The 25118-nt window shown below is 61.9% G+C and carries 23 protein-coding genes, 1 tRNA gene and 1 pseudogene; 10 read left to right on the forward strand and 15 right to left on the reverse strand.

The features are described 5' to 3' along the window. Nucleotides 1–135: 135 nt before the first annotated feature. The 12 genes from K2Y42_RS15815 to K2Y42_RS15870 form a co-directional block, all read right to left on the reverse strand. A complete protein-coding gene (locus tag K2Y42_RS15815) occupies nt 136–1335 on the reverse strand; it encodes an MFS transporter (RefSeq protein ID WP_291154269.1) in 1200 nt (399 codons plus the stop codon). 43 nt (nt 1336–1378) lie between these two features. Further along, nucleotides 1379–3835 carry a cation-translocating P-type ATPase gene (locus tag K2Y42_RS15820; RefSeq protein WP_291154270.1) on the reverse strand — a complete coding sequence of 819 codons (2457 nt, stop codon included), beginning with the start codon at nt 3833–3835 and terminating at the stop codon, nt 1379–1381. Nucleotides 3836–4174: 339 nt separating this feature from the next. Continuing rightward, entirely contained in the window at nt 4175–4531 is a 357-nt protein-coding gene (locus K2Y42_RS15825; protein WP_291154271.1) for a hypothetical protein, read from the reverse strand. An 85-nt stretch (nt 4532–4616) separates the two neighbouring features. Next, nucleotides 4617–4835 (reverse strand): heavy metal-associated domain-containing protein, encoded by a 219-nt coding sequence (locus K2Y42_RS15830; protein WP_291154272.1) that lies wholly within the window; start codon nt 4833–4835, stop codon nt 4617–4619. Then, entirely contained in the window at nt 4832–5287 is a 456-nt protein-coding gene (locus K2Y42_RS15835) for a MerR family DNA-binding protein (protein WP_291154273.1), read from the reverse strand. The genes K2Y42_RS15830 and K2Y42_RS15835 overlap by 4 nt, the downstream gene beginning before the upstream one ends. A gap of 57 nt (nt 5288–5344) precedes the next feature. Beyond that, a complete protein-coding gene (locus tag K2Y42_RS15840; RefSeq protein ID WP_291154274.1) occupies nt 5345–6043 on the reverse strand; it encodes an ABC transporter ATP-binding protein in 699 nt (232 codons plus the stop codon). A 4-nt stretch (nt 6044–6047) separates the two neighbouring features. Continuing rightward, a complete protein-coding gene (locus K2Y42_RS15845) occupies nt 6048–7310 on the reverse strand; it encodes an FtsX-like permease family protein (RefSeq protein WP_291154275.1) in 1263 nt (420 codons plus the stop codon). Between the two features lie 9 nt (nt 7311–7319). Beyond that, the gene (locus K2Y42_RS15850; protein ID WP_291154276.1) at nt 7320–8513 is read right to left on the reverse strand and encodes an ABC transporter permease; all 1194 of its coding nucleotides are present in this window, start codon (nt 8511–8513) and stop codon (nt 7320–7322) included. A 401-nt stretch (nt 8514–8914) separates the two neighbouring features. Continuing rightward, entirely contained in the window at nt 8915–10087 is a 1173-nt protein-coding gene (locus K2Y42_RS15855) for a hypothetical protein (protein WP_291154277.1), read from the reverse strand. Nucleotides 10088–10146: 59 nt separating this feature from the next. Further along, nucleotides 10147–10536 (reverse strand): hypothetical protein, encoded by a 390-nt coding sequence (locus K2Y42_RS15860; RefSeq protein WP_291154278.1) that lies wholly within the window; start codon nt 10534–10536, stop codon nt 10147–10149. A gap of 169 nt (nt 10537–10705) precedes the next feature. Beyond that, entirely contained in the window at nt 10706–11962 is a 1257-nt protein-coding gene (locus K2Y42_RS15865) for a multidrug effflux MFS transporter (RefSeq protein ID WP_291154279.1), read from the reverse strand. A gap of 316 nt (nt 11963–12278) precedes the next feature. After that, nucleotides 12279–12707 (reverse strand): helix-turn-helix domain-containing protein, encoded by a 429-nt coding sequence (locus tag K2Y42_RS15870; RefSeq protein WP_291154280.1) that lies wholly within the window; start codon nt 12705–12707, stop codon nt 12279–12281. A gap of 85 nt (nt 12708–12792) precedes the next feature. Here K2Y42_RS15870 and K2Y42_RS15875 point away from each other — a divergent pair, with 85 nt between their 5' ends. From K2Y42_RS15875 to K2Y42_RS15890, 4 genes are all read left to right on the forward strand, one after another. Next, a complete protein-coding gene (locus tag K2Y42_RS15875) occupies nt 12793–13218 on the forward strand; it encodes a mercuric transporter MerT family protein (RefSeq protein WP_291154281.1) in 426 nt (141 codons plus the stop codon). 24 nt (nt 13219–13242) lie between these two features. Beyond that, nucleotides 13243–13536: a cation transporter gene (locus tag K2Y42_RS15880; RefSeq protein WP_291154282.1), complete on the forward strand. Its 294-nt coding sequence runs from the start codon at nt 13243–13245 to the stop codon at nt 13534–13536. Between the two features lie 243 nt (nt 13537–13779). Then, the gene (gene merBA, locus K2Y42_RS15885; RefSeq protein WP_291154283.1) at nt 13780–16020 is read left to right on the forward strand and encodes a bifunctional organomercurial lyase/mercury(II) reductase MerBA; all 2241 of its coding nucleotides are present in this window, start codon (nt 13780–13782) and stop codon (nt 16018–16020) included. 206 nt (nt 16021–16226) lie between these two features. Then, entirely contained in the window at nt 16227–17573 is a 1347-nt protein-coding gene (locus K2Y42_RS15890; RefSeq protein ID WP_291154284.1) for an NAD(P)/FAD-dependent oxidoreductase, read from the forward strand. A 22-nt stretch (nt 17574–17595) separates the two neighbouring features. On the opposite strand, the gene K2Y42_RS21295 is transcribed toward K2Y42_RS15890, so the two are convergent. Further along, on the reverse strand, nt 17596–17775 hold the full coding sequence (locus K2Y42_RS21295; protein ID WP_366512411.1) for a type IV toxin-antitoxin system AbiEi family antitoxin domain-containing protein: 180 nt from the start codon (nt 17773–17775) through the stop codon (nt 17596–17598). Between the two features lie 120 nt (nt 17776–17895). Continuing rightward, nucleotides 17896–17980: transfer RNA gene (locus K2Y42_RS15895), tRNA-Leu, on the reverse strand. A 504-nt stretch (nt 17981–18484) separates the two neighbouring features. Here K2Y42_RS15895 and K2Y42_RS15900 point away from each other — a divergent pair. The 4 genes and pseudogenes from K2Y42_RS15900 to trxB all read left to right on the forward strand — a co-directional run bounded on the left by K2Y42_RS15900 (nt 18485) and on the right by trxB (nt 21029). After that, nucleotides 18485–18715, forward strand: a complete 231-nt coding sequence (locus tag K2Y42_RS15900) for a helix-turn-helix domain-containing protein (RefSeq protein ID WP_291154822.1) — start codon at nt 18485–18487, stop codon at nt 18713–18715. A 103-nt stretch (nt 18716–18818) separates the two neighbouring features. After that, nucleotides 18819–18983: pseudogene (locus K2Y42_RS15905) on the forward strand (JAB domain-containing protein); the annotation flags it as partial. Nucleotides 18984–18993: 10 nt separating this feature from the next. After that, on the forward strand, nt 18994–19893 hold the full coding sequence (locus K2Y42_RS15910; protein WP_291154285.1) for an alpha/beta fold hydrolase: 900 nt from the start codon (nt 18994–18996) through the stop codon (nt 19891–19893). 155 nt (nt 19894–20048) lie between these two features. Continuing rightward, the gene (gene trxB, locus K2Y42_RS15915; protein ID WP_291154286.1) at nt 20049–21029 is read left to right on the forward strand and encodes a thioredoxin-disulfide reductase; all 981 of its coding nucleotides are present in this window, start codon (nt 20049–20051) and stop codon (nt 21027–21029) included. 84 nt (nt 21030–21113) lie between these two features. Here the strand turns inward: trxB and K2Y42_RS15920 are convergent, their stop codons facing one another. After that, on the reverse strand, nt 21114–21977 hold the full coding sequence (locus tag K2Y42_RS15920) for a hypothetical protein (protein WP_291154287.1): 864 nt from the start codon (nt 21975–21977) through the stop codon (nt 21114–21116). A gap of 264 nt (nt 21978–22241) precedes the next feature. On the opposite strand from K2Y42_RS15920, the gene K2Y42_RS15925 reads away from it, so the two are divergent. Further along, complete coding sequence (locus K2Y42_RS15925) at nt 22242–23144, forward strand: LysR family transcriptional regulator (protein ID WP_291154288.1); 903 nt, start codon at nt 22242–22244, stop codon at nt 23142–23144. Between the two features lie 468 nt (nt 23145–23612). Beyond that, complete coding sequence (gene leuC, locus K2Y42_RS15930; protein ID WP_291154289.1) at nt 23613–25019, forward strand: 3-isopropylmalate dehydratase large subunit; 1407 nt, start codon at nt 23613–23615, stop codon at nt 25017–25019. Nucleotides 25020–25118 lie beyond the last annotated feature (99 nt).

The following is a 25118-nucleotide window of genomic DNA, read 5'->3' on the forward strand; positions in this document are numbered from 1 at the left end:
TCATGTGATGTTCGCCTTTCGTCGTAACGCACCAAGTGCAGCTGCTCCGCATTTTTTGAGATTCTGCCATCCGTACCGTAGTCCGGAGTCAATAGGCCTCGAATGTCGCATGCCAGGGGCACGGTGCCTCGCCCTTCAGCTGCTCCGGACTTGAACTACCTCAGACCGGAACAGACGGATGGACATCGCGGCCAACCCCAGCTCGACCATGGCGAAAAGGCCCAGTGATACTTCGAAGCCAAAGCGGAGCATCTCACCAAAGATCAAGCTGCCCAGCCCCATGCCGACGAAGAGCATGAAGACGTTCAACCCCATGGCTTGCCCAGGCCGCTTACCGCCGAGCGAGGTGACAATCCCGCCGAAGAGCGGCTGCGTCATGTCGTAGCCAAGAGAGAGAAGCATCGCCACCACGGGCGCGAGGATCAAGGGAAAGCCGAGGATCAGCAGTGCGGCTGCGACGGCGCTGAGCGTGAGACCAAGGGGCAGCAACCTGGCGCGGCCCCAGCGGTCCGCCGCCCGGCCGATCATCGGCCCGAGCAGGAAGCCCGGCACGCCGTATCCGAGCAAGGCCAAGCCGACACCGACCGGTCCGACGCCGTGTCGCTGTTCAAAATACACGCCAAGCCACGTGAAGACGCCGGAGTGGAACATCGAGTTGACAAGGACATAGCCGTATGTGCGCTGACCCCTTGGGGTGCCGAGGAGGCTCTTGTAGCCGCGGAAAAGATCGCCGAACGTGCCCGTGACCGGCTGCACCGCCGCAGCAATGATGCGGCGATAGGGCAGGAACAGGAGCAGGATACCCGCTCCAGCCGCTCCCACTACGAGAAACAGCCCTTGCCATCCGACCAAGGGAACGAGCATCGCGCCCGCGGGTGAGCCGAAGGCCATCCCGCCGGCCATGGCGCCAAACAGCCAGCCTAGCGGGCGCCCACGCTGCTCATAAGGATAGAGGCGGCCGACGAGCGCGAGGCCGAGCGGCACGACTCCACTGGCGCCGAGCCCGGTCAGGACCCGCCAAAGGGCGATCTGTTCGATGGAGGCGGCCGTCGCCGTCAAAGCTGTGAGTACCGCAAACGCCGCCAGCGACGCGAACATGACGCGGTGGATGCCCAGCCGATCCGCGAGAAGCCCAAAAACCAGCGTCGCGATTCCGTAAGGGATCAGATAGGCTGGCACAATGAGCCCGACTCTCTCGACCGACGTCCCGAAAGTATTGGCGAGCGTCGGTATGATGGGCGCGACCATGAAAGCTTGAAAGAAGATGACGAAGGTCGCCGCCGCGAGCATCCGAAGCAGGCGCTCGCGTTCATTGTTTACCTGTGAAACATCCATCCCCACTCATGTCCTTGTAACTTGCAGTTGCCATGTCCGTGCCTCATGCCGTCTGGATCGCGTCCGCCACGACGGGGCGGCCGACACTCAGTACCGCGTCGAAAAAGAGCTGCGGTCGACCCCACAGCGAATTGAAGAAGATTGCGGTGACACTGACGGCCATCGCGACCATGGCCCATACCGGATAGACGAGACCCGTCGCGGCGATCGGAATTCCGACGCCATTGAACAGGAAGGCGAGAGTCACGTTCTGGAGCATCTTACGGTAGCTCCTCCGGCTGATCTGGCGCGCGACCAAAACGGCGTCCAAGCGATTGGACAGGATGATGATGTCAGCAGATTCGATCGCGATGTCGGTGCCGCCGCCCATTGCGACACCGACATCCGCCTGCATCAGAGCGGGGGCATCATTGATGCCGTCGCCGACCATCGCGACTCGCGTTCCGCCCGCTTGAAGCTGACGGACGATTTCCGCCTTGCCATCAGGAAGAATGCCGGCGTGCACAGTCTCGATCCCGACGTCTCGTGCGACCTTTCGTGCTGCGCGCTCGTTGTCACCTGTCAGCAGGACCAGGCGGAGCCCGTCGGACCTCATTCCGGCAACTGCTTCCTTTGCGTCAGTTTTCAGCGTGTCACCGAGGGCGAGGATGCCGAGCGAGCGACCGTCTCTGCCGACGGCAATCACTGTCCGACCGATTTCCTCCAGCGCCGAGATCCGATCAGTGAACTTCGCAAGATCCAGTCCTCGTTCCGAAAGGAAGCGCGGGCTGCCGACCAGGACTTCCCCGCCATCAATCTTCGCGACAATGCCTTTGCCGGGCACAGCCTCAAAGGACTCGACGTCTGGCGGGACGGCACCTCGCTCGAATGCCGCCGTGACCACTGCTTGGGCGAGCGGGTGTTCAGACGAAGCTTCTGCCGCTGCCGCCAAGGCGAGTAGCTCGTCCTCTTCGCCATTAACGGCCTCAATCTCACGAACCGCAGGCTTGCCCTGAGTAAGCGTGCCGGTCTTGTCGAGGATAATGGTCTTCACCAGCCGGAAGCCTTGGAAGGCTTCGCCCGTGCGCATAAGAACGCCCCGTTCGGCTGCCTCGCCAGCACCGCGCACTATGGACAGAGGTGCGGAGATACCCACCGCGCAAGGATAGCCCATTACAAGCACGCTCAACCCAGCAAAGATTGCTCGTTCCAGATCGACTTCGCCGGATACGATCCATGATCCGGCCAGCCAACCGACAAGGGCGAGCGTGGCAATAACGAGAACCGTCGGCGTGTAAACCTGAAGAACTCGGTCGACGAGATGCAAGAGGCCGGGTTTGAGTGCCCGAGCGTCCTCGACCTCGCGGATGACTTTCTGCAGGAAGCTTCCCTCGCCCACGGCCCGCACGTGAACAAGCAAGGTGCCATTGCCATTGATCGAACCACCGATCACAGCGTCACCTTTTTTTCGCTCGACCGGGATCGGTTCGCCGGTGACGAAGGACTGATCGACGGCGGAATGCCCGCTAGCGACCTCACCATCGACTGGCACGCGCTCGCCCGGACGAATACGGACGAGATCGCCGATCGCCACCTCCGCGATCGGCACTTCCAACTCTTGGCCATCGCGCTCGACACGCGCAGTTTCCGGCTGAAGATCGAGGAGCTGCTTCACCGCCTGGGAACTACGGGTCTTGACGATGAGCGAGAGCCATTCCGAAAAAATGTGATAGGTCGTGACCATCACTGAGACGGCGAAGAAGGCTGCCGTCGGATAGGCCGCGGGGGAGAAGATGAACCCGATCATGCCGCCGATGATACCGGCGAAGGCACCCGTCTCGAGCAAGACATGTTGATTGAGAATGCCCCGGCGCAGTGCCTGTGCTGCCATCAGCAGAATATGGCGTCCGATGCCGAAGACCAGAATAACGGCCATAGCGGCGACAAGCCAGGGAACGGCCGCAGCGAACCAGGCCTGCTCCTTGACGAGCATCAGCGCGAGCGCGGCGATGCCCAACCCACCGGCTCCGAGAATCGCCTGAGCAAGACCTTGTGCTCGCAGCACGAGGAACATCAACCCGATGAGGCTGAAAAACACCACGCCATGGATGGCGAGGGCGGCGATTCCCATCGGGTTCGTAATTAGGGCGATAGCGAGCAGACTGAACGCGGTCGCAACGAGAAAACGGCGGCCCTCGCGGACGAGCTCGCGCTCCTCCTCTTCGAAGGGCCGAACCTTGCGCGGATCGGAAATTGTATAGCCGATGTCGCGCAGGATTTTCAGCAGCGCCTCGGGGCGGGCCACGTTCGGATCGTATTCGACCAGCGCCTGCTCGTGCGTGAGGCTTACCGCAACCTTGTCGACGCCTACTTGGCTGCCAAGCGCCTTTTCGATCGTTCCAGTGCAAAGCGAGCAATGCAGACCGCCAATCCGGGCGCGTATCCTGGCCCGATCGGGTCGGCTCGCAGGCTCCTCGCTCCAAGGCTTGTTGAGTGATGCAATCGCTGTAGCCGTGTTCATGCCCTGACCTCCGGTCCAACGTTTGCCGGCGAACTGCCGGCTTTATCCAATTGAACCGAGTCTACGCTCCGTACCAACCTACGGAGTCAAGCGGACATTTCTACGCGTTGCTCTTCGTGGGGCTACGCCTTGATCTGGCGAACAAGCCTAAGCCGATCGACCAAAGTCCAAGCGCGACGAGCAGCAAACCAGTCCAGAGGGGTACCCGTCGCGATAAGGCAGATAGCCAATCCAAGGCGCGCCGCGTCGGCGCGACGAGAACCGCTGCCACGATCGGCCGCGACAACGCGAAGCCGAATAGAGCCAATGAAACAAAGCCAGCCGAAAGAGTTGCACCGCTCACGCCGCCTGCTGCAGCCATACCCAACAAGGCAAATACCAGCGGCGCAGCGCAGGCAGGAATATTGAGGCCAAACAACAGACCCAAGGCGATGGAACCACGTGGCCCGGAAAGGCCATCGAAGCCGGGCCCTTCAGCGATCCAGCACGGCGAAAAATGTACAAGAGACCGATCGCCAGATAAATCGCGCCAAGCACGATCCAAGCAGCCTTTTGGAAGCCCATGAAGGCGGTGCCGATGACAATGGCCACCGCGCCCAACGCTCCGATGAGCACTGCACGAGTGACCGCAAAGATACAGACTTGGGCAAGCTTATCTGCGAAGGTCTTGCCTTCGAGGTACTTTACAAAAACCAAGGTCGATCCGATTGAGCAGGCTCTACAAAGTCGAGAAGGCCGAGCCCGATTGGAAGGACCACGAGTTGAAAAGCTCCCAGCTCGGTCACTGATCTTGGGCCGGAACCTGGTAGCCTGCTTTCTTGATCATCTCGATAAGCCGGTCTTCCCTGACGGTTTGCGGATCGAAGAGAATGCGGGCCTGGGCGTCTTTGAAGGAAACATCAGCGCCGCGAACGCCCGCCTCGGAACTGACGAGGGCCTTGATATTCTGTGCACAGCCGTTGCAGTGCATACCTTCGATTTTTAGCGTGACGGACTTCATTCGATCTTCCTTCGTGTTCGGGTAGAGGGCATTTGCTTTTCAAGCCGCTCCCCGTCCTGAAGCGCCTCCAGAATGGTGCACCCCTTCAGCGCCCCCCGGCCAGGGCAGTCCGCAATCACTTTCTCCAGCGCTTTGCGGATCTTTTTGAGCTCCATGATTTTCTCATCGACCTCGTCGATCTTCGACGCCGCCTTCTGGCGCACATCGCTGCAATCGGCCACAGGATCGGCCCGAAGCCAAAGCAGCTCTTGGATCTCGCGGAGCGAGAAGCCAATCTGCTGCGCTTTTCGGATGAATCTGATCCGCCTCACGGTCTCTGCAGAATAGTGTCGATATCCGGTGTATCCCGGCTTCTCCGGCTGATCTATCAAGCCGCGCCGCTCATAGAATCGGATAGTTTCGACGCCGACTCCCGCCTCGTGAGCGGCTTTGCTGATCGTGAACGCTTGCATCATTATCTCCCGACGGCGGTGGTTTCCATGCAGATAACGGCTCTCGCAGATATGGCGTTAGAGAGTATTAGATGCCAACCTGATTGCCGAATTCGGATCTTCCACGAGCTGTCCATCTCGAATGTGGATGACCCGATCAGCTAGCTTGGCCAATTCTTCTGCATGTGTAACTACAATGACTGTTCTTTCGCGCGAGACCTCTTGCAGGAGCTCGTAGATGAGCTTGCCCGACCGCGAGTCGAGATTGCCGGTGGGCTCATCGGCGAGCACCAAGCGCGGCTCGTTGGCCACGGCGCGGGCTATTGCGACCCGCTGCATCTCACCGCCGCTCAACTCGCGCGGACGATGCTTTAGGCGGTGTCCGAGCTGGAAGCGCACGAGCAAAGCCTTCGCCCTAGCGCTCCTTTCCGCGGCACTGACACCGTTGAACTCCATCGGCAGGGCGACATTCTCCAGCGCCGTAAGGTTCGGGATCAGATTGAAGGTCTGGAAGACGAACCCGACGGTCTTTCGGCGAAAGCGAGTCAACTCGCCGGAAGACAGTCTGTTCACAGCTTCCCCGGCGACGAGGACCTCGCCGCGCGTCGGCCGGTCCATGGCGCCCATCATATGCAGAAGCGTCGACTTGCCGCTTCCGCTTGGGCCGACGATTGCGACCATGCCTCTCTCCTGGATCCGGAGGTCGACGTTGGCCGCCGCATCGACGACTTCGCTGCCCTTGCGATAGGATTTTGAGACGCCGCGGAATTCGATCAATGCATTATTCATGTTTCATAGCCTCTAGCGGAGAAAGTTTGACCGCTTGCCAAACGCCATAGGCGCTGCCGATCATCGCCGCGAGCACGGCAATGACAAGGACAAGGGCGAGAGCCGAAGCCGAAAGATTGTTGTTGATTGCGAGACTCTCGAAGAGCGGCTTGTAGTGGCTCGGCAGGAACGGGCCGATGCTCAGCGCGAAGAGACGTCCGGTAACCATCTCTCCGACGCCGCGGAAAAGCAAAAGGCCAAGGACCCCGCCAAGGAGGGTCAGAGCGACGGCTTCGGTGAGGAATTGAGCGGTAACGCCGCCATTGCTCGCACCAATTGCCTTTAGCGTGCCGATCTCGCGTGCGCGCTCGCGCACCATCATCAGGAGTACGAAGAACACCACGATGACCATTAGCGTGACCGCCAGGATACCGCCCACGCTGGTGAGCTGCGTGACGGTTTCGCTGGTCGTGGCCGTGAAGACGGCGGCGCTTTCGGGAACGAGAATATCCGCGACGTCGCCGACTGTTTCTCGCAGGCGCTGCGCCACCAGAGGAACGTTCTCGACGCTATCAACTTTGACGAACAGCCAAGAAATGCCCTGGTCGGTTCCGTAGATCGAGCGGAACGTCTCGATCGGCATGAAGAGCTGCAGATCGCCGAAGATATACCCGCTGGCATACATGCCGATGATCCGGAGCTCCCGCTTCGGGCGATCCATGCCGTAAATGGCCGGATGGGTGCGGGTCGGATCGATTGTGATCGTCGCATCGCCGATCTGCGCGGGCGTGATGCCGGCCCATTTCGCATAACCCTGGCCGATGATGGCGACGTCCTGTCCAGCGTCCTCAGGCATGAAGTCCCGTCCAGCGATGATCCGCGGATTGCCTGCCTCGCCGTGCGACTCAAGCCGCTTTACCGCGTTGGTTGCGAGACCGACATGCATGACAAAGTTCGGCGGGGTGATCGGCGCCATGGCAAGGAGATACGGCTCAGCATGTTCGACGTGCTCGATCCCGCGCACCTTCTCCAGCGTATCCTGCGGCAGAAGGCGATCCTGGCCGACCATGTTCACATGGCCCATCGAGCCGCGGCCGCGAAGTTGCACGACGGTGTTGACGTTCTCATTCATGATCTTCGTCTGCCGCTGCATCGCGTCGCCGATCGAGTACATGGCGAGAAGCAGGAAAAAGGGGATGCCAATCAAGATTGCGACAAGGGCCAGGCGGACCTTGTTTCGAAGGAGATTGCGCAAACCCAGGATGATCATGCCCATGAGGCCTCCTCAGTTGTTCTTCATGGCTTGGATCGGGCTCAGCCGGATACCCTTGACGATTGGATAGAGGCTGCCGAGCGCGGCGAAAACGAAGCCGCCCAGCAGGATCAAGAGCAGCGTGTTCTGGTCGATGCTGAACTCGAGGTGCAAGGACGCCCGAAGAACCGCTCCAAAGAGGGCTGCCATCATCACCGCGCCCAAGGCTGCAAGTGCCGTGACAGCGAGAACCTCGGCGAGGAACTGCTTGACAATCTCCCAATTGGAGGCGCCGATCGCCTTTAGCGTGCCGATCTCATTGATCCGTTCGCGAGTCGCCAGAACCATGATGAAAACAACCAGAACGCCGCCGATTGCGAAAAGGAGCAGCGACCCGTAGAGCGTTGCGGCGGCCATGCTGCCGAGGGTGGTTTTGGCCGTCGAGACCTGCTCGGCGGCGGTGACAGCATCCACGCCGGGCAATTGCTGAAGATCGTCGGCGACGGCCGCTACATTGGCAATGGAGTCGACCCGGACCCGTATCTTCGAAAGCTTGTCGCCAGGATTGTAGATGCGCCGAAACGCCTCCAACGGAACGAAGACGTGGTTGTCGCCGAAATCGTTACCGGTGGCGTAGATGCCGACCACTTGTAGCGGTCGGTTTTGGAGGGTGATTGTCTTGCCCTGAAGTGCGGCGCCGCTCGCCAGACTGATCCCAAGGCGCTCTCGGGCATAAACCTGGCCCACGACGGCGACTTCCCGAGCAACGTCCTGCGCGCCTAAGCCTCGTCCCGCGACGATCTCTGCATTCTCGTAATCCACCTCGCCGATCGCGCGCATTGGTGCGCCCGGCTGCAGTCCGATGATCATCGCATAGGCATTTGGCCTCGACGGATCGACCTGAGGCGCATGGATGTACTCCTCGACCTTCACGATATGCTCAGCGCTGGGAATGCGCCGAATCTGCTCAAGGGTCGCCACCGAGAATTGATCTGCGCCAACCGGCTTATCGCCTCCGAATCCCCCGGTGCCGAAGGCGCCGGCTTCGCGCAATTCCACTACAGTCCGGACGTTCGCTTGAAGGCTTTCGAGCTTAGCGCGTGTCTGAAAGGCGCCCTGAACCATCACGGCGAACAGGCCAATGATGATGGCGAGGAGAAGAACTACGACCCCGGTGCGGACTCGCGTTCGGAAGGGATTTCGGAGCCCTCTCGCAACTGCGCTCATTCTCTGCTCCTCGGGCCGGCAAACGTCCAAAGAACGCACCGGCGACTCTACCTTTTGAAACTCTAACATCCGTACCTATCTACGGAGTCAATGGCCATCCTCTGGCGCGATCAAAGCTCCGGGGAGAGAGGCGAGACGTGCCCAATCAGCTCATCCCAGATCAGCGTTCAATTAACAGGCCGCTGAAGAACATTCGTGGGCGGCTCGTTTCACAGATGTCCGCGCACAACGCGCACCACTGCGGCGCGGCGCTTATACCCCCATGCCTGCGTCGCGTCGCGGACCCTACAGGCTGGACCATAGTACCGAGTCAGGTTCGAATGACGGTTGGCGATCGGCCAACGCAGAGCCCCGCCTTGAACCACTCAACCCTCCTTGAACGCGAGTCGATTTGGGCCGATTCAAAACATGTAGTGAAGTGAGACGAGCAGAGTCTCACTGCGTTGAGGACGGACTGCCACTTCGTGGTCAACCATCAGACGGATATTGAGTGTGCCAAGGGGATAATAGTTGACGCCGTAGCGATATATTTTGCGGTCCGATTGGCTCGAAAGCACCGCATCCTCATAACGAAGCATTTCGAATTGAAGCTTTGGCTCGACCCAACCATCCCGGATGGCGCGAGGGGCGGATTCGCTGGCGGCTAGATACCGACCAATCGGGAAGGCGTAGCCCGAAGTGATCGAGAAAGACTGCGAGTCGAAATTCTGTTCGCTCTCTGCGAAAGCTTTGCTGTATTGCCAGTAGGCGTAAAAGCCCTTTCCTACGACCGCTTGGCCCACGTTCCAGGTGATTTCCCTTACCTGCGACCTCGACGCTTCGCTGAGACCTTTCTCGAACCTGCCCGATGCCCAACCGGCTTTGAAAAATGTGCTCCAAGGCGAATTCTGCAAATCTGTCTGCGAGGGAAGCGGCAGGGGCCATTCGCCAGTTGCAAACCACACCAACCGACCCTCGAGAAGAAAGCCATCATTGTCGTTGCCAAGCTCGCCGTTCTGGATTCCATTGCCGATCACAAGCGCCTGTTCGTAGAGCACGCGGCCGTTGAACGGCGACAGGACGACGTTGATGCCACGGTCCCTTGCCTTGCGCTGCACGGGTCCGGCTGCACGAGGTTCGGTGACGAAAAGTGATGTCCGCGCGCTCACGGCCGGCCGGTTAAGTGGGACGCGAAGCTGACCCGCAACGACCCGCACTCCTCTCATGACATCGAATGTCACGGCCGCATCGTTGAGTTCAACCTCCTCTCCGGGGCCGGGAAAATTGACTTCGATGAAGAAGTGCGTGCCATTAATCGGGCTTCCTTCGACGCTGACTTGCGCCTCCCGCAAGCGAAACTCGTTCGCTGGCTCTGCACGCGGATCCGAACGGCTGATCAGTCCGCCCTGGATTAACCCCTTCCAAAGTAACGGGGAAGTGGATGCTGGCTTTTCCTCGGGTCGATTAGAACCCTTTGCCGCCTCCTCCGCAATTTCCTCGGATTGAGACCCTGCTGCGCTTTCAGTAGCACCATGAGTTTCTACTGTCGCCACAGTCTGGTCCTGGGCGGCCGCCTCCGAGGCATAACCGAGCACAGCGCCCCCCAACAGTATGGAAATCGCTCTACAAAGCCGTTCGTGTGGGCTCGGAAAAATCACGTGCTGGCGACCACGGACGTGGCAACACTCGGACCCTCTTTGCTTGCTCGGTACTTGATGATCGCCTGGGCACCCTTGAGCTGCGGAAGAAAGACCGACTGACCATCCTTCATCAGCTGCACGTTTCGGGTCACCTCAACAACGATCCGACCCGCGTCGCTTGCGGCTGGTTGCACAGTTAAGGTGCCTTCGCAGGTCCCCGGCTTTTCAGGCGTCGGAGCACATAGGGTAAGCTTCGCATCGGTTACAGTACCTCGAACTTCCCGCTCCTCGCCCACCATCGTGAACCTCTGTCCCGACTCGGATTCGCTACAGCCCATGAGCGGAATTGCTGCCAGCGCGGCGAACACGACCGGCCGCATCTTCCTGATCCCAATTTTTCGCACGTTTATGGTCCTCCTCGTTTGAGGACGCAGCTTACCCTCCCGACTATAGTACGGTGTCAAGCACCTATGATCTGTGGCCGACGGCCAGTTTCACCTAGCCTTTTTCCGCCTCTGCAAGAGCCTTCAGCGCCTGATGGTTCTCTCGATCGGAGCCATTGAAACGGCTCACTCACCGTCGAGGTTGTTCTTCCAGAACCCCCGCTTGTGAGGATGATGAACACCTCAGATATCCAATCCAGGCGACATATCCTCCTGCCAGAGATAAAAGCATTCCGAGCGCCATCTTCATGCCCGAAGCGCCCAGCACAGGTGCGGCGAAGCCCGAGACGAGTGTCATTATGAGGATTTGAACAAACCCCTGCATAGACGCAGCCATGCCGCGGTTCTTCGGGAATAGGTCCAAGGTCAGCAAAGTGATACTTGGCGTGGCGAGAGACATCCCAGTCGTGAAGAGCATGAGAGGCAGCACTACCCAAGGAATAACAGGCGGGAAGAAAGCGTTGTACGACAGATTCAGCACAACGGCTCCCGCCATCACGAGGAAGCCATAAGCGACCGTGCTGGCGGGTTGAGACCGTCCGGCGAGTTTGCCGGAAAGGTACGCGCCGAAAATCACACCTGACATCGCAGGGATGAACAGCCATCCAAACTGGTCTTGCTTGAGATTTAGATACTGAATGACAAATATCGGGGCAGCCGAAATATAGAGAAAGAAACCGACGAAGTTACTGCTCAGCGCAAGCGAAAGCAGCCAAAACGAACGAGACCGCAGAACAGAGCCATAGCTTCGCGCCAGTTGCGCTGGCCGCATGGATGCTCGCTTCGCGGGCGGCAGGCTTTCCGGCAAATAGAAGTAGCTGGCAATGAGCTGAAGAAAGCTGAACGCTGCCATGAAAAAGAACACAGACTGCCAGGGAAACCAATTGTGTAGCCATCCTCCGAAGATGGGCGCGACAGCCGGTGCGAGACCGAAAATCATGGTGATGTGAGAAAGTAATCGCTGCGCTTCTGGCCCTTCCAGACGGTCACGAACGACGGCTCTTCCCACAACGCTCCCAGCGCCGACTGACAGCCCCTGTACCAGGCGGAACAAGATCAAGAAGGTCAACGACGTGGAGAGCGCGCCTCCAATCGAAGCGACCAGGTAAACCGTCAGGCCGATAAGGACGACCGGCCGTCGGCCGAAGGCGTCCGACAGCGGCCCGTGTAGTAGCATCATAAGCCCGAAGCCGGCCAAATAGACGCTCAGAGTTTGTTGCAGCTCAAGCTGTGTGACTCCCAGGCTCACCATCAGCACTGGGAAGAACGGCATATAAGTGGAAATCGAAAATGGACCCAGCATCGTATAGCTGCCGAGCAACCAAGTTAGCCACGCAACTTCCGCTTTCTTCGTATTCGCAGAATAACCATTATCGTTAGCACGCATTTTGGATCCGGTCTTTTGTGAGCGAATTTGGTCGCAAGTTAAACTCTGTGCTCAACCGGATCCTCGCCTCGTATGCAACAGACGTTTCATGCGTGCGTGGCAGGAAAGGGTTCGGCGTACGCCGATTCAGTTAGGCGAAGGATTCAGCGACTTCTGCGTCGCCTTACCGCTCCCTTCCAGGCTAAGCCCCAATGGACAGAGTCCTACTGGTAACGTCCGGACCATGGTCCAGTGTCAAGCTCGCGCCGTTCGCCGCTCAGAAAGCTCCGGCGGAGAATGACGCGCCTTTCTGGGGCACAACGATGTTGGCGACGGATCAATCGACCGATGTCTCGCCGAACAGCGTCTCGATCAGCGGGCATTCCGGCAACGCACCGTCGGCGCATTGGGCGACGACGTCCTTCAGCACCCGCTCCATGCGTTTCAGATCGGCGATCTTCGCTTGCACGTCGTCTAGGTGGGTGGCGGCGACGACGCGCGCTTCGACGCAGGGCTGCTCGCGCTCATCGACCAAATGCAACAGTTCCCGAATTTCGTCTAGGGAGAAGCCGAGTTCGCGGGCCCGCAGAACGAAGCGAAGGCGCCGCTCGTGGGTCGTGTCGTAGCTCCGATAGCCGCGCGCCGTGCGCGGCGGCTCAGGCAGAAGGCCGACCTTCTCATAATAGCGCACCGTCTCCAGATTGCAGCCTGTCCGACGGGCAAGCTCAGCCCGCTGGAGGCCCTTCACCACGGCGTGATCGCGCATCGCAAAATACCTCTTGACCCTGTAGTCACTACAGACCGCATAGTACGGTACGTGTAGAATTTCGGCAAGGAAAGCGAGGTCGGACATGGTTGCATCGCGACATGGAACAGCAGGGATAACGTCGGCCGCGGCGGACCTACCCGCATCTGAGCGGGAAGCAGTCGGACGGCAGCGCCTGGCCGCGGCCGGTGGTGTCCTCGGCGCGCTTGCGGCCTCGTCTTGCTGTATCGTTCCGCTCATCCTGTTCAGTCTCGGCATCGGCGGCGCCTGGATCGGCAATCTGATGGCGCTCGCGCCCTATAAGCCGCTCTTCGTCGCCGGGACGGCCGGCGTTCTCGGCTACGGCTTCTGCCTCGTCTACTGGAAGCCCAGGCAGAGCTGCGCTGACGGCGCTGCCTGCGCACGTCCCATCCCCAGCCGCTTCGTACAGCTGGCGCTCTGGCTTGCGACGGTGCTCGTCGTAGCCGCCTTCGCCTTCGACTACATCGCCCCGCTGCTGCTTCGCGCCTGAGACCAACAAAAGGAGACCCGTCCCATGAAGACAAGCTTGAGCGCTCTCGCCCTGATCGCCTCGGTGATGGTGGCGCCGGCCGCATTCGCCGGTGAACGCACGATGACCTTCACCGTCGACAACATGACCTGCGCCTCATGCCCTTACATCGTGAAGACGTCGATGGCGGCGGTTCCAGGCGTCGCGAAGGTGGCTGTGTCATTCCAAACCAGAACTGCGACGGTGACCTTCGACGACGCCAGGACGAACCCCGACGCCATCGCAGCCGCGAGCATGAACGCGGGCTTTCCGGCGCATCCGAAGCGAAAGGGCAGTTGAGATGAATGACCGCGCCGCGATCCGAGCAGGTATGGCAGGCGCGCTTCTCGCCGCGCTTTGCTGTGCAGCGCCCCTCCTCGCCATAGTTTGCCGTTGGCAGGTCTTGGCGCGTGGCTGGCGCAGGCGGGCCCTGTGGTGCTTCCCCCTATGGTCGCCTGCGTCGGTCTTGTGGCGTGGGGCGTCCATCATCGCCGTGTCAAAGCCGCCCGCTCCGAGACGAATTGACAAGGAAGGCGTAAGGCCATGAACGACTGCTGCGCATCGTCCTCGCCCCGCAACACGGTTGCGACGTCCTTCCCCGCGATATTGCCGAGCTTTGTCGTGCGACCTGGCGTGACCATTCCGGACTGGTCGGTGGTCACGTCGCGGGCGGTCAAGGACGCGCTGTTGGCCATGGTCGGCTCCAACCATGTGCTCAACCGCTGGAGCGGCTATGATCTCGCCGCCGATCGCGTGCGCGTTGCGCTGCTTCAGCTCTACGCCGCAGACGGACGCGCTCCGACAATAGGCACGCTTGGTGAGCGCGCGGCGCTGAGCGAGTCCGCGATCAGGCCTCTGCTCGAAGAACTGCGCCGCCGCGACCTCGTCGTGCTCGACGACGACAAGATCGTCGGTGCCTATCCCTTCACCGACCTCGACACCGGCCACCAGGTCACGGTGGATGGGCGCACGCTCAATGCCATGTGCGCGGTTGACGCGCTCGGCGTCGGCGCGATGACCGAGCGCGACATCGCGGTCGCATCGCCGTGTCGCCACTGCGGCGCACCGGTCCGGATCACAATGCGGGACCGCGGCCAGGCCCTGGCCGATGTTGCGCCGGTGACGGCCGTCGTGTGGCTCAGCGTTCGCTATGAAGACGGCTGCGCCGCAAGCTCGCTTTGCGCGACGACTGCCTTTTTCTGCTCCGACGAGCATCTTTCCGCCTGGCGCGACGAACGTTCCGCAGACGAGCCGGGTTTCCGGCTGTCGATCGAGGAAGGACTGGAGGCCGGCCGCGCTCTGTTCGGACCGAGTCTTGCTGGTCTCGATGTGGGATCGAAGATTACGACGGTCGCGAACCACCCCCTCCGCGTGAACGGCCGCAATGACGGCGCCTACGACCTCGTCGTCATCGGCGCCGGATCGGCCGGCTTCTCGGCGTCAATCACCGCCGCCGAACAGGGGGCGCAGGTAGCGCTCATCGGCAGCGGCACCATCGGCGGCACCTGCGTCAATGTCGGCTGCGTGCCGTCGAAGACCCTGATCCGCGCCGCCGAGACGCTGCACAACGCCCGCGTGGCAGCCCGCTTTGCCGGAATCACGGCGGAGGCCGAATTGATCGACTGGCGCGGAACCGTCCGCCAGAAGGACGCGCTGGTTTCCGAGCTGCGCCAGGCCAAGTATGTCGACCTGCTCCCCGCCTATAACGGCATCGCCTATCGCGAGGGACCGGCGCGCCTAGTCGATGGCGGTGTCGTGGTGAGCGGCACACGCCTTCCCGTCGGCAAGGTCATCATCGCGACCGGTGCGCGGCCGGCCGTTCCGGCCATCCCAGGCATTGAGACCGTGCCGTATCTCACCAGCACGACGGCGCTAGACCTTGAGGAGCTGCCCCGGTCGCTGCTGGTGGTCGGCGGCGGCTATATCGGGGCGGAGCTCGCCCAGATGTTCGCCCGCGCCGGCGTCAAGGTGACGCTCGTCTGCCGGTCCCGCCTGCTGCCCGAGGCCGAACCAGAGATCGGCGCGGCGCTGACCGGGTACTTCGAGAACGAGGGGATCACGGTGGTCTCTGGCATCGCCTACCGCGCTATCCGCAGGACCGAGGATGGGATTGTGCTCACGGTCACGCGCGACGGCCAAGACACGTCGATCGACGCCGATCAGGTGCTGATCACAACCGGCCGCACGCCCAACACCGAAGGTCTTGGACTGGCCGAGCAGGGGATCATCGTCTCGCCGAAGGGCGGCATCGTTGTCGACGAGCGTATGCGCACGACCCGCGCCGGCATCTATGCCGCCGGCGACGTCACCGGACGCGACCAGTTCGTCTACATGGCCGCCTACGGCGCCAAGCTTGCGGTGAAGAACGCCCTCAACGGCGACAGCCTGCGCTACGACAACAGCGCCATGCCCGCCATCGTCTTCACCGATCCTCAGGTGGCGAGTGTCGGTCTGACTGAGGCCGCGGCGCGTGCGGCTGGACACGCCGTCCGCGTCTCGACGATTGGCCTCGACCACGTGCCGCGCGCGCTTGCCGCACGCGACACCCGCGGGTTGATCAAGCTTGTTGCCGATGCCGGCAGCGGTCGGCTGCTTGGCGCGCATGTTCTCGCGCCGGAAGGGGCGGACAGCATCCAGACCGCAGCGCTCGCGATCCGGCAGCGCCTCACCGTCGAGGACCTCGCGGACATGATCTTTCCTTATCTGACGACCGTCGAGGGTCTGAAGCTCGCAGCGCTATCCTTTAACAAGGACGTCGCAAAGCTATCCTGCTGCGCCGGTTGATGCAGATTCATGCGAGGCAACATTCGATTTCGAGCGCAAGGACTCCATCACCACGTCACCTGGAAGCGCACGTGCGCTGTCGATCCAGGCACGATGATGCTGTGGATGCCATCAATGGCGGCGCTCTCGCGGGAATCGGCGCCGCGTTCGGATCGGCGGCTGCAGACATACGAAAACGATAGTGACGAACAAGTTAGGAGAGACGAGTGGCGAACCGATACGACCTTGTCGTCATAGGGACCGGAACCGCGGCCATGGTCGCCGCGATGCGCGTACGCGCCGCCGGCTGGAGCGTGGCAGTGATTGACCACAGACCCTTCGGCGGCACCTGCGCCCTGCGCGGCTGCGACCCGAAAAAGATGCTTGTCGGCGGCGCCTCCGCCCTCGACCATGCCCGGCGCATGAGGGGCAACGGCGTTGCTGGCGACGTCCACATCGACTGGCCCGAACTGATAGCCTTCAAACGCACCTTCACCGATCCGATTCCTGAAAACCACGAACACCGTTACGATGAAAAAGGCATCGATACGTATCACGGACACGCGCGCTTTACAGGCCGGAACAGCCTGACAGTGGACGCCGAGAGCCTTGAAGCCCGGCACGTTCTGATCGCTGCCGGTGCCGAGCCGATAAAGCTGGGGATTCCGGGTGAAGAGTACTTCGCCACCAACGAAGACTTCCTGGCGATGGAGCGGCTGCCCCGCCGCATCGTGCTAGTCGGCGGCGGCTATATAGCGTCGGAATTCTCCCACATCGCCGCGCGCGCGGGCGCGCAAGTAACAATCCTCCAGCGTGGCGAGCGGATGCTCACGCACTTTGATCCGGATCTTGTCGGCTGGCTCATGGACAAATTTCGTGAAATCGGGGTGGATGTGCGCCTGCGGACCACAGTACAGGAGATCGAGAAGAAGGGTGCGGGCTTTGTCGTCCGCGCCTCGTCCGAAAGTAGAGACGCGACCTTTGAGGCCGACCTCGTTGTCCATTCGGCCGGCCGGGCGCCCGCGCTGGACGAGCTAGATCTCGAGGCCGGCGGCATCGCCACCGAGACCTGCCGGCTCAAGCTGAATGAGCACCTGCAGAGCGTCTCTAACCCGGCCGTGTACGCCGCCGGCGATGCGGCGCAGAAGGGGCCGCCGCTCACTCCTGTTTCCAGCCACGACGCCAAGGTTGTCGCCGCTAATCTTCTGGAGGGCAATCGGCATAGACCCGACTATCGCGGCGTGCCGAGCGTAGCCTTCACGGTCCCGCCGATCGCCGCTGTCGGATTGAGTGAGCACGAAGCACATCAGCAGGGCCTGAAGTTCCAAACGAAGTCCCAGAAAGCGTCCGACTGGTTTACAGCCCGCCAAGCCGCAGAGAAGACCTATGGCTTCAAGGTGATGGTCGAGGACGGCACCGGGCGCATTATCGGCGCTCATCTTGTCGGACCGCACGCCGATGAAGTGATCAACCTGTTTGCCCTGGCGATCCGCCACGACCTGACGGCCGGCAATCTGAAGAGGACGATGTTTGCCTATCCCACCGGCGCCTCAGATATCGGCTACATGCTCTAACTAAATTCGGTGCGTACCAATCTCAAGCCGCCTCAGGTTTGGCAACACGGTAGCGGCCATAGCCAACTTTGATAAGCAGGCCCTCGTCACACATCCGGGTCAGGTAACAGCGGGGCACACCAATGTCCGAAAGATCACGCGTTCGCACCTCACCTCGCTCTCGAGCCAGAGCGACTGCGCGGTCCCGGTCACGTTTTCGCATTTGGTGCGGCTGTGGCGCGTCTCGGCGGAGCGCTATGGCGAATTCGTATTTCTCGGCTTCGTCGAGTCCGGCGAGCCCAACCGGACTCAAACTAGACTCAGAGTGAACACTTGAAGAAGGTGGTGCGGGTGGCCGGGGTCGAACCGGCACTCCTCTCGGAACTGGATTTTGAATCCAGCGCGTCTACCAATTCCACCACACCCGCACATTTGCCGCCGATTCTAGCCGTCGCTCTCTGCACCTACATTGCACCTAGCGCGATTTTTAAACTCTGGCGGCTTGAACTCCTATCTCTCTAACCTACTGAACTTACTTCTCTTTCGGCCCGTCGAAAAACATGTGGATATGGTAGACAAACCTCTTTTTGAGTGTGTCGCGTCATTCCGCGCCCGCACGACCCCACAAACTCGTGACGGAATTCGCCCACATATGCCCGTGGCGCAGCACCTGCTCGGCACCTAGCGCCGTCGGTGAAAGGCAGCGCAGTCAATCCCGCCTATGTGGCCTCTACGGTATCCGTTTCTACGCCCCCTGCCTCTGACGTCTTTCGCCCTGCAGAATTCCGCAGCATGTATGGCCGTGCGGAAGCGTGAGGCACCGGGCTCGGGCGCGTGAAACAAACCCCCGAAGCGAACCTCGACAAACTACCGCGATGATCAACTCAAGGCGCGGCGACACGGCGTTGGTCGTGCTGCCGAAGGAGGCGGTAGTGGCAGACAGCAAATTCCTTACGCCTGACGAGGTAGCTGAACGCTACCGGGGCGGCATTTCGGTTGGGACGCTTCGAAACTGGCGCGCCATGCGTCTTGGCCCGTCGTTCGTCAAAATTGGCAAGGCCGTGCTCTACCCGCTCGACGAGCTTGATGCATGGGATGAAAAGAATAAGGTGCAGTGCCGTGCATCCAAGGGAGCCGTCGAGCACAGGGGTGATCGGGCGTGATGGTCACGTTCGGGCATCAACAACCGATCCCAATCTCCGGCACCTCTCCTCGTCATCCTGTCATTTATCTGATAAAAATCAATGGCTTACCATGCGGGCAGGCATGATGCACAACCATCCGTCGGGCGATCCCACGCCGTCGCGTGCGGATATAGACATGACGCGGATGATTGCCGAAGCGGGGCGGCCGCTTGGCGTGCTGGTGCACGATCATGTCATCGTCGGTCGTTCGGGCTGTGCGAGCCTCAAGGCGATGCGGCAGCTCTAGGGGGCGGGGAGTGACGACGTTCTTCGACCGGACACTGCGGCTCCAGCCATTGTCCTACGAAAGACTTCCGCCGGCGCGCGCCGGGGATCTCGCCTACGAACGGTTCTGCACGCCCAAGCTTTCGTCGCGGCGGAGCGCCGATCACACGGTGCTGACGGAGCGGGCGCGGTTTCATCTCCGGCATGCGCAGTGGATCGAGGTGCCGACCACCGAGGGGCCGGTGCAGGCCTATGTGTTCGAGCCGGACGGGCCCGATCGCGCCGGGAGTGAGCGCGGCAGCGTGCTGATCGCGCATGGCTGGACGAGCGAAGCCTCGTTCATGGCGGTCTTTGCCGAGCAGCTACGCAGAGCTGGATTCCGCGTCGTGGCGTTCGACCAGCCGGCGCATGGGCGCAGCGCGCGGGAGCGCGCCAGCCTGATCGATTGCTCGCGGGCGCTTCTGCAGGTGGCGGAGGCGCTGGGGCCGATCCGTTTTGCGGTGGCGCATTCGATGGGCGGGCTGGCGCTGCTGCTGGCGGGCGAGGGCGGACCGCCGATGGCGCGCGCCTATCCGTTCGAGCGTTACGTGCTCGTGTCGATGCCGAACAAATTCGGCGCCATTACGCGGGAGTTCGCGGACGAGCTTTCGCTTCAGCCGGCGGCCGCGCGCGCCTACGAGCAGCGGCTCGCACGCATCGCGCACCGGCCGATTGCCGAGTTCACGGGGGCGCGCCTGCTGGCCGCCACCGGGCGCCCGGCGCTGGTGATGCATGCCCGCGACGACACGGAAGTCGGCTTCTACCACGCCGAGGAAATCGTCGCGCAATGCCCGACGGCCCGCCTCAAGGCGTTCGACGGCTTGGGGCACAGGAATATTTTGTTCGCTCCCCCCGTGATTCGCGCGGCCATGTCCTATCTCAGCGCGGTTTGACGCTAGGCGCGTTGCGTTTGGCGGGGCTCGCGCCGCCCGCCATCCTTGCTTATATGAGAGCAGCCTCGCAGCAGGATTCGCACGCTGAGCGCCGCTGGACGACCGCCGCTTCATGGGTGGCGCGGCCGCGCGGTTCGGCGAACAGAAGGGTCGTCATGAGCAACGCCAAGCACGCACGCGTCATCATTCTCGGGTCGGGTCCGGCCGGCTATACGGCCGCCATCTATGCTGCCCGCGCCATGCTGTCCCCGGTCATGATCCAGGGCAACCAGCCCGGCGGGCAGCTTACGATCACCACCGAAGTCGAGAACTATCCGGGCTTCGCCGACGTGATCCAGGGGCCGTGGCTCATGGAGCAGATGCGCGCGCAGGCCGAGCATGTCGGCACCGAGATCGTGATGGACTACATCGTCAAGGTCGACCTTTCGCAGCGGCCGTTCCGGCTCGAGGGCGATTCCGGCGACCATTACACGTGCGACGCGTTGATCATCGCGACGGGCGCTCAGGCCCGCTGGCTCGGCATCGAGAGCGAGCAGACCTTCAAGGGTTACGGCGTCTCGGCATGCGCGACGTGCGACGGCTTTTTCTACAAGGGCAAGGAAGTCGTGGTCGTCGGCGGCGGCAACACAGCCGTGGAAGAGGCGATCTTCCTCACCAACTTCGCGAGCAAGGTCGTGGTCGTGCATCGCCGGGATCACTTTCGCGCCGAGCGGATTTTGCAGGACCGACTGTTCAAGAATCCCAAGGTGGAAGTGGTGTGGGACAGCGCCATCGAGGAGATCGTCGGTGTCCACGAGCCGCGCGCGGTTTCGGCCGTGCGCATCAAGAACGTGAAGACGGGCAAGATCACGGAGCGCAAGGTGGACGGCGTGTTCGTCGCCATCGGGCATGCGCCCGCGACGGAGCTCTTCAAGGGGCAGCTCGAGACCAAGCCGTCGGGCTATCTCATCACGGCTCCGGATTCGACGGCGACGTCCATTCCGGGCGTGTTCGCGGCCGGCGACGTGAAGGACGACATCTACCGGCAGGCGGTGACGGCGGCCGGCATGGGCTGCATGGCCGCGCTCGAAACCGAGAAGTTCCTGCATCTGAGTGCTGCAGGCGCGGCTTCCGCCACGCACGCCGCGGCGGAATAGTCTCACAAGAAAAATGCCCTCTCTCCGGCTGGTCCGGTGAGAGGGCATTTCGTTTCTGTACAGCCGTGCTTTCGAAGCGCTCGCTTAGAACTTGTAGGCGACGACCTTGCCGTCGACCATCAGCGGGATGATCGCGGTGCGCGTGGTGGCGTTATATGTCAGGTCGGCTGACCACTGGCCGAGGACGAGAAGCTCCTTGGCATCGCCCGCCCGGGTGATCTGGAAGACCTTGCCGGCAACCCAGTCGGTGACGATGAAGCTGTCGGCGTCAAATCTCTCGAGGCCGTCGAGGTTTCCGACCGGCTTACCGTTGCCAAGGTTCGAAATCGACTTATCGGCCAAATTGACTGCTAGCAGGTTGCCCGGTGTCTTAGTCGAGAAGTCGGCCTCCATCGCGCCCCATGCGGCCACGATGAGCTTGTCGCCATCGATGAGCAAGCCGTTCGGGTTTGCCAGCTTGTCGCTTTCCAGCCACTTCTCGAACGTGCCGCCCGAAAGCCGCCAGATGGCGTTGCCGGGCCAGTCGGAGGTGTAGACGTTGCCTTCGCCGTCGATCGCGACGTCATTCAGGATTTTTGCGCCGGCCGCCTCGTGCTTCGTGACAATGTTGCCCGAGGCAACGTCAATCTCGACGAGCTTGTCGAGGTCGGCGACGAAGAGCTTGCCGCCGTGAAGGCCAAGGCCCTTCGGCGAATCGAGACCCGTCACCCATTTTTCGACCGTCACCTTGCCGTCGGGCGAGAGCTTGGAGATGTAGCCGTTGCCGTCGCGGTCGGCCGGGCCACCTGCAATGTTGCTGACGTAGATGACGTTCGATGCCGTATCGACGATGGCGGATTCTGGGGTTTGGAAGCCGGTTGTCTCCCAAAGCTTGGTCGGCGTGTGGCTATCGCCGCAGGCGGCGAGGGTGACGGCGAGCGCTAACGCTGCGACTGTTTTCGAGCTCATCTTGAATTTGACCTATGTTGTCGGCACAGAAGGGAAATTCCTCGGTCTGGCATGTTTGTGCCTCGCATATAGGCATCGCGCCTATCCCTTGCCAACATGCTTAAGTACGACCGTGTCCCCGCGTCGTTATGCATTTTCTGATGGCGATCGGCTTGTGCTATCGAATAATTGCATTGCTGTACTGACCATGCGTCTACGTCGTGCTTCGATTTTCGTCCGCATTGCACCCCTTCGCCGTTTCATTCGCCGACCGAGGATTGCCTCATGGACTGGGACAAACTCAGGATTTTTCACGCGGCCGCGGCTGCGGGGAGCTTCACGCACGCCGGCGATGCGCTCAACATGAGCCAATCGGCGGTCAGCCGGCAGGTGTCGGCCCTCGAACGCGACCTCAAGGTTTCGCTGTTTCATCGCCATGCGCGCGGCCTCGTGCTGACCGAGCAGGGGGAACTGCTCTACGGCACGGTCGCGGAGGTGATGACCAAGCTGCAGACCGCCGAGACCCTGCTGGCGGATACGACGACGAAGCCCTCGGGGCTGCTCTGCATCGCCGCGCCCGTCGGGCTCGGGACGGTGTGGGTGTCGCAGCGCCTGCGCGAGTTCATGGAGCTTTATCCCGAAATCCGCATCGAACTGCTGCTCGACGACGACCAGATCGATATTGCCATGCGAGCGGCGGATGTCGCGATCTGGACGCGCGAGCCGGAACAGCCGGATCTCATCCGGCGGGCGTTGTTCTCGGCGCAGGTCCGGCCGATGGCGTCGGCCCAGTATACGCGCCGCTACGGGGTCCCGGAGACGTTTGCGGAGCTCGACAACGGAGCGCATCGCATCCTTTCTTACAGCGGACTGCCGCCCCAGCTCCTGCCGGCGATCAGCTGGCTCGAGACCGCGGGGCGCCCCGCCGGGGAACTGCGCGAGCCGGTGCTCAAAACGAACAGCGTCGTGGCGATCAAGCAAGCGGTGCTGGCCGGCATCGGCATCGGCATGATCCCGGACTACATGACCGAGCAGGACACGGATCTCGTGCCTGTTTTGACCAAGTGCGAGGTTGAGCAGCCCAGCCTGCCGGTGCTGTTCGTTTATCCGGAGGAGCTCAAGGGCTCGAAAAAAGTGCAGGTGCTGCGCGACTTCCTGGTGGCCAAGGCGCGTCACTGGCGGGAGTAGTGGTGCCGCCGCGCGGGGCGTGCGCGCTCTTTGGAGGCGCGTTCCGGTTTTGGAGGGCGTAGCGGGCCTTTCCCGGCCGGCGCCTGCGCCTCCATTAATTCGCGGACATATGAGATCCAAGACCCTGCCGGTGCGTATCAGGGCTATCCGGTCCGGCATCTCGGGGGTCAACTGCCACCACCCCAGGTCGGCCGTATCGGGCAGAACTTGGCCGGGCCCCTCAGGTCCGGCCATTTTACGGCTCGCCGGCCGAAAGGCGCCCGGTGTCCGGCGCAAAACGTCGCGATCCCGGCTTTCGATCTCGTCTGATGGGTGTTTTTAGGCCTGCTGATTTGCAACTCGGCGGGCGAAACGCTATCTCATGCGTCTCATTGGATTGTCGTGCTTTCCCGGAGCGCCGGTCCTGTCCCGGCTCAAACCGGGGCCGGCTCTCCGACAGCACTTTTGCCCCGGACCCCGAGCCCCATCATGGCCAAAACGCTCTACGACAAGATCTTCGACGACCACGTGGTCGACCGCCAAGCCGACGGCACCTGCCTGCTCTACATCGATCGCCACCTCGTACACGAGGTGACGAGCCCGCAGGCGTTCGAGGGACTTCGGATGTCGGGCCGGAAGGTGCGCGCGCCGGAGAAGACGCTGGCCGTGGTGGACCACAACGTGCCGACGACCGACCGCACCAAGGGCATCGCCGACGAGGACAGCCGCATCCAGGTGGAAACGCTGGCGGCTAACGCGCGCGATTTCGGCGTCGAGTATTTCCATGAGCGTGACAAGCGCCAGGGCATCGTGCACGTGGTGGGCCCCGAGCAGGGCTTCACGCTTCCTGGCACGACGATCGTTTGCGGCGACAGCCATACTTCGACGCACGGCGCTTTCGGCGCGCTGGCGCACGGCATCGGCACGAGCGAGGTCGAGCACGTGCTCGCGACGCAGACGCTGGTGCAGAAGAAGGCCAAGAACATGCGCGTGACCGTGGACGGCAAGCTGCCGCCGCACGTCACGTCGAAGGACATCATCCTCGCCATCATCGGCGAGATCGGCACTGCGGGCGGTACCGGCTCGGTGATCGAGTATGCGGGCCAGGCGATCCGCGACCTTTCGATGGAAGGCCGCATGACGGTCTGCAACATGTCGATCGAGGGTGGCGCGCGCGCGGGCATGATCGCGCCCGACGAGAAGACCTATGCTTTCATCAAGGGACGGCCCAAGGCGCCCAAAGGGCAGGCCTGGGACATGGCGCTCAAGTACTGGGAGACGCTGTACACCGACGAGGGCGCGCATTTCGATCACGAAGTCCGTCTCGATGCGGCCAAGCTGCCGCCGATCGTGAGCTGGGGTACGAGCCCGGAGGACGTCGTGTCGATCGCGGGCGTCGTTCCGAACCCGGCCGAGGTTTCCGACGAGAACAAGCGCGCCTCGATGGTGCGTGCACTCGACTACATGGGCCTCACGCCGGGCACCAAGATGACCGACATTCCGCTCGACGTGGTGTGGATCGGCTCGTGCACGAACGGCCGCATGGAGGATCTGCGCGAGGTGGCGCGGATCGTCGAGGGCAAGTCGATTTCCGATCGCCTGGCCTATGCGATGATCGTGCCGGGCTCCGGCCTCGTGAAGGAGCAGGCCGAGGCGGAAGGCCTCGACAAGATCTTCACGGCGGCGGGCTTCGAGTGGCGAGAACCCGGCTGCTCGATGTGCCTCGGCATGAACCCGGACCAGTTGAAGCCGGGCCAACGCTGCGCCTCGACCTCGAACCGCAATTTCGAGGGCCGCCAGGGCTACAAGGGGCGGACGCATCTCGTCTCGCCCGCGATGGCAGCCGTTGCCGCGATCACCGGCCACTTCGTGGACATCCGCAACTGGCAGGCTTGAGGCGGTGGGCCTTTTGGCCCAGTGACCTGATGCGCTGGCGAGCACCTCGCCAGCGCGCTTGCTCTCGGACGGCGTAACAGCCTATCTGTCGCGTTTGCA

The organism is Hyphomicrobium sp. (genome assembly GCF_019744875.1).
GTDB lineage: Bacteria > Pseudomonadota > Alphaproteobacteria > Rhizobiales > Hyphomicrobiaceae > Hyphomicrobium_C.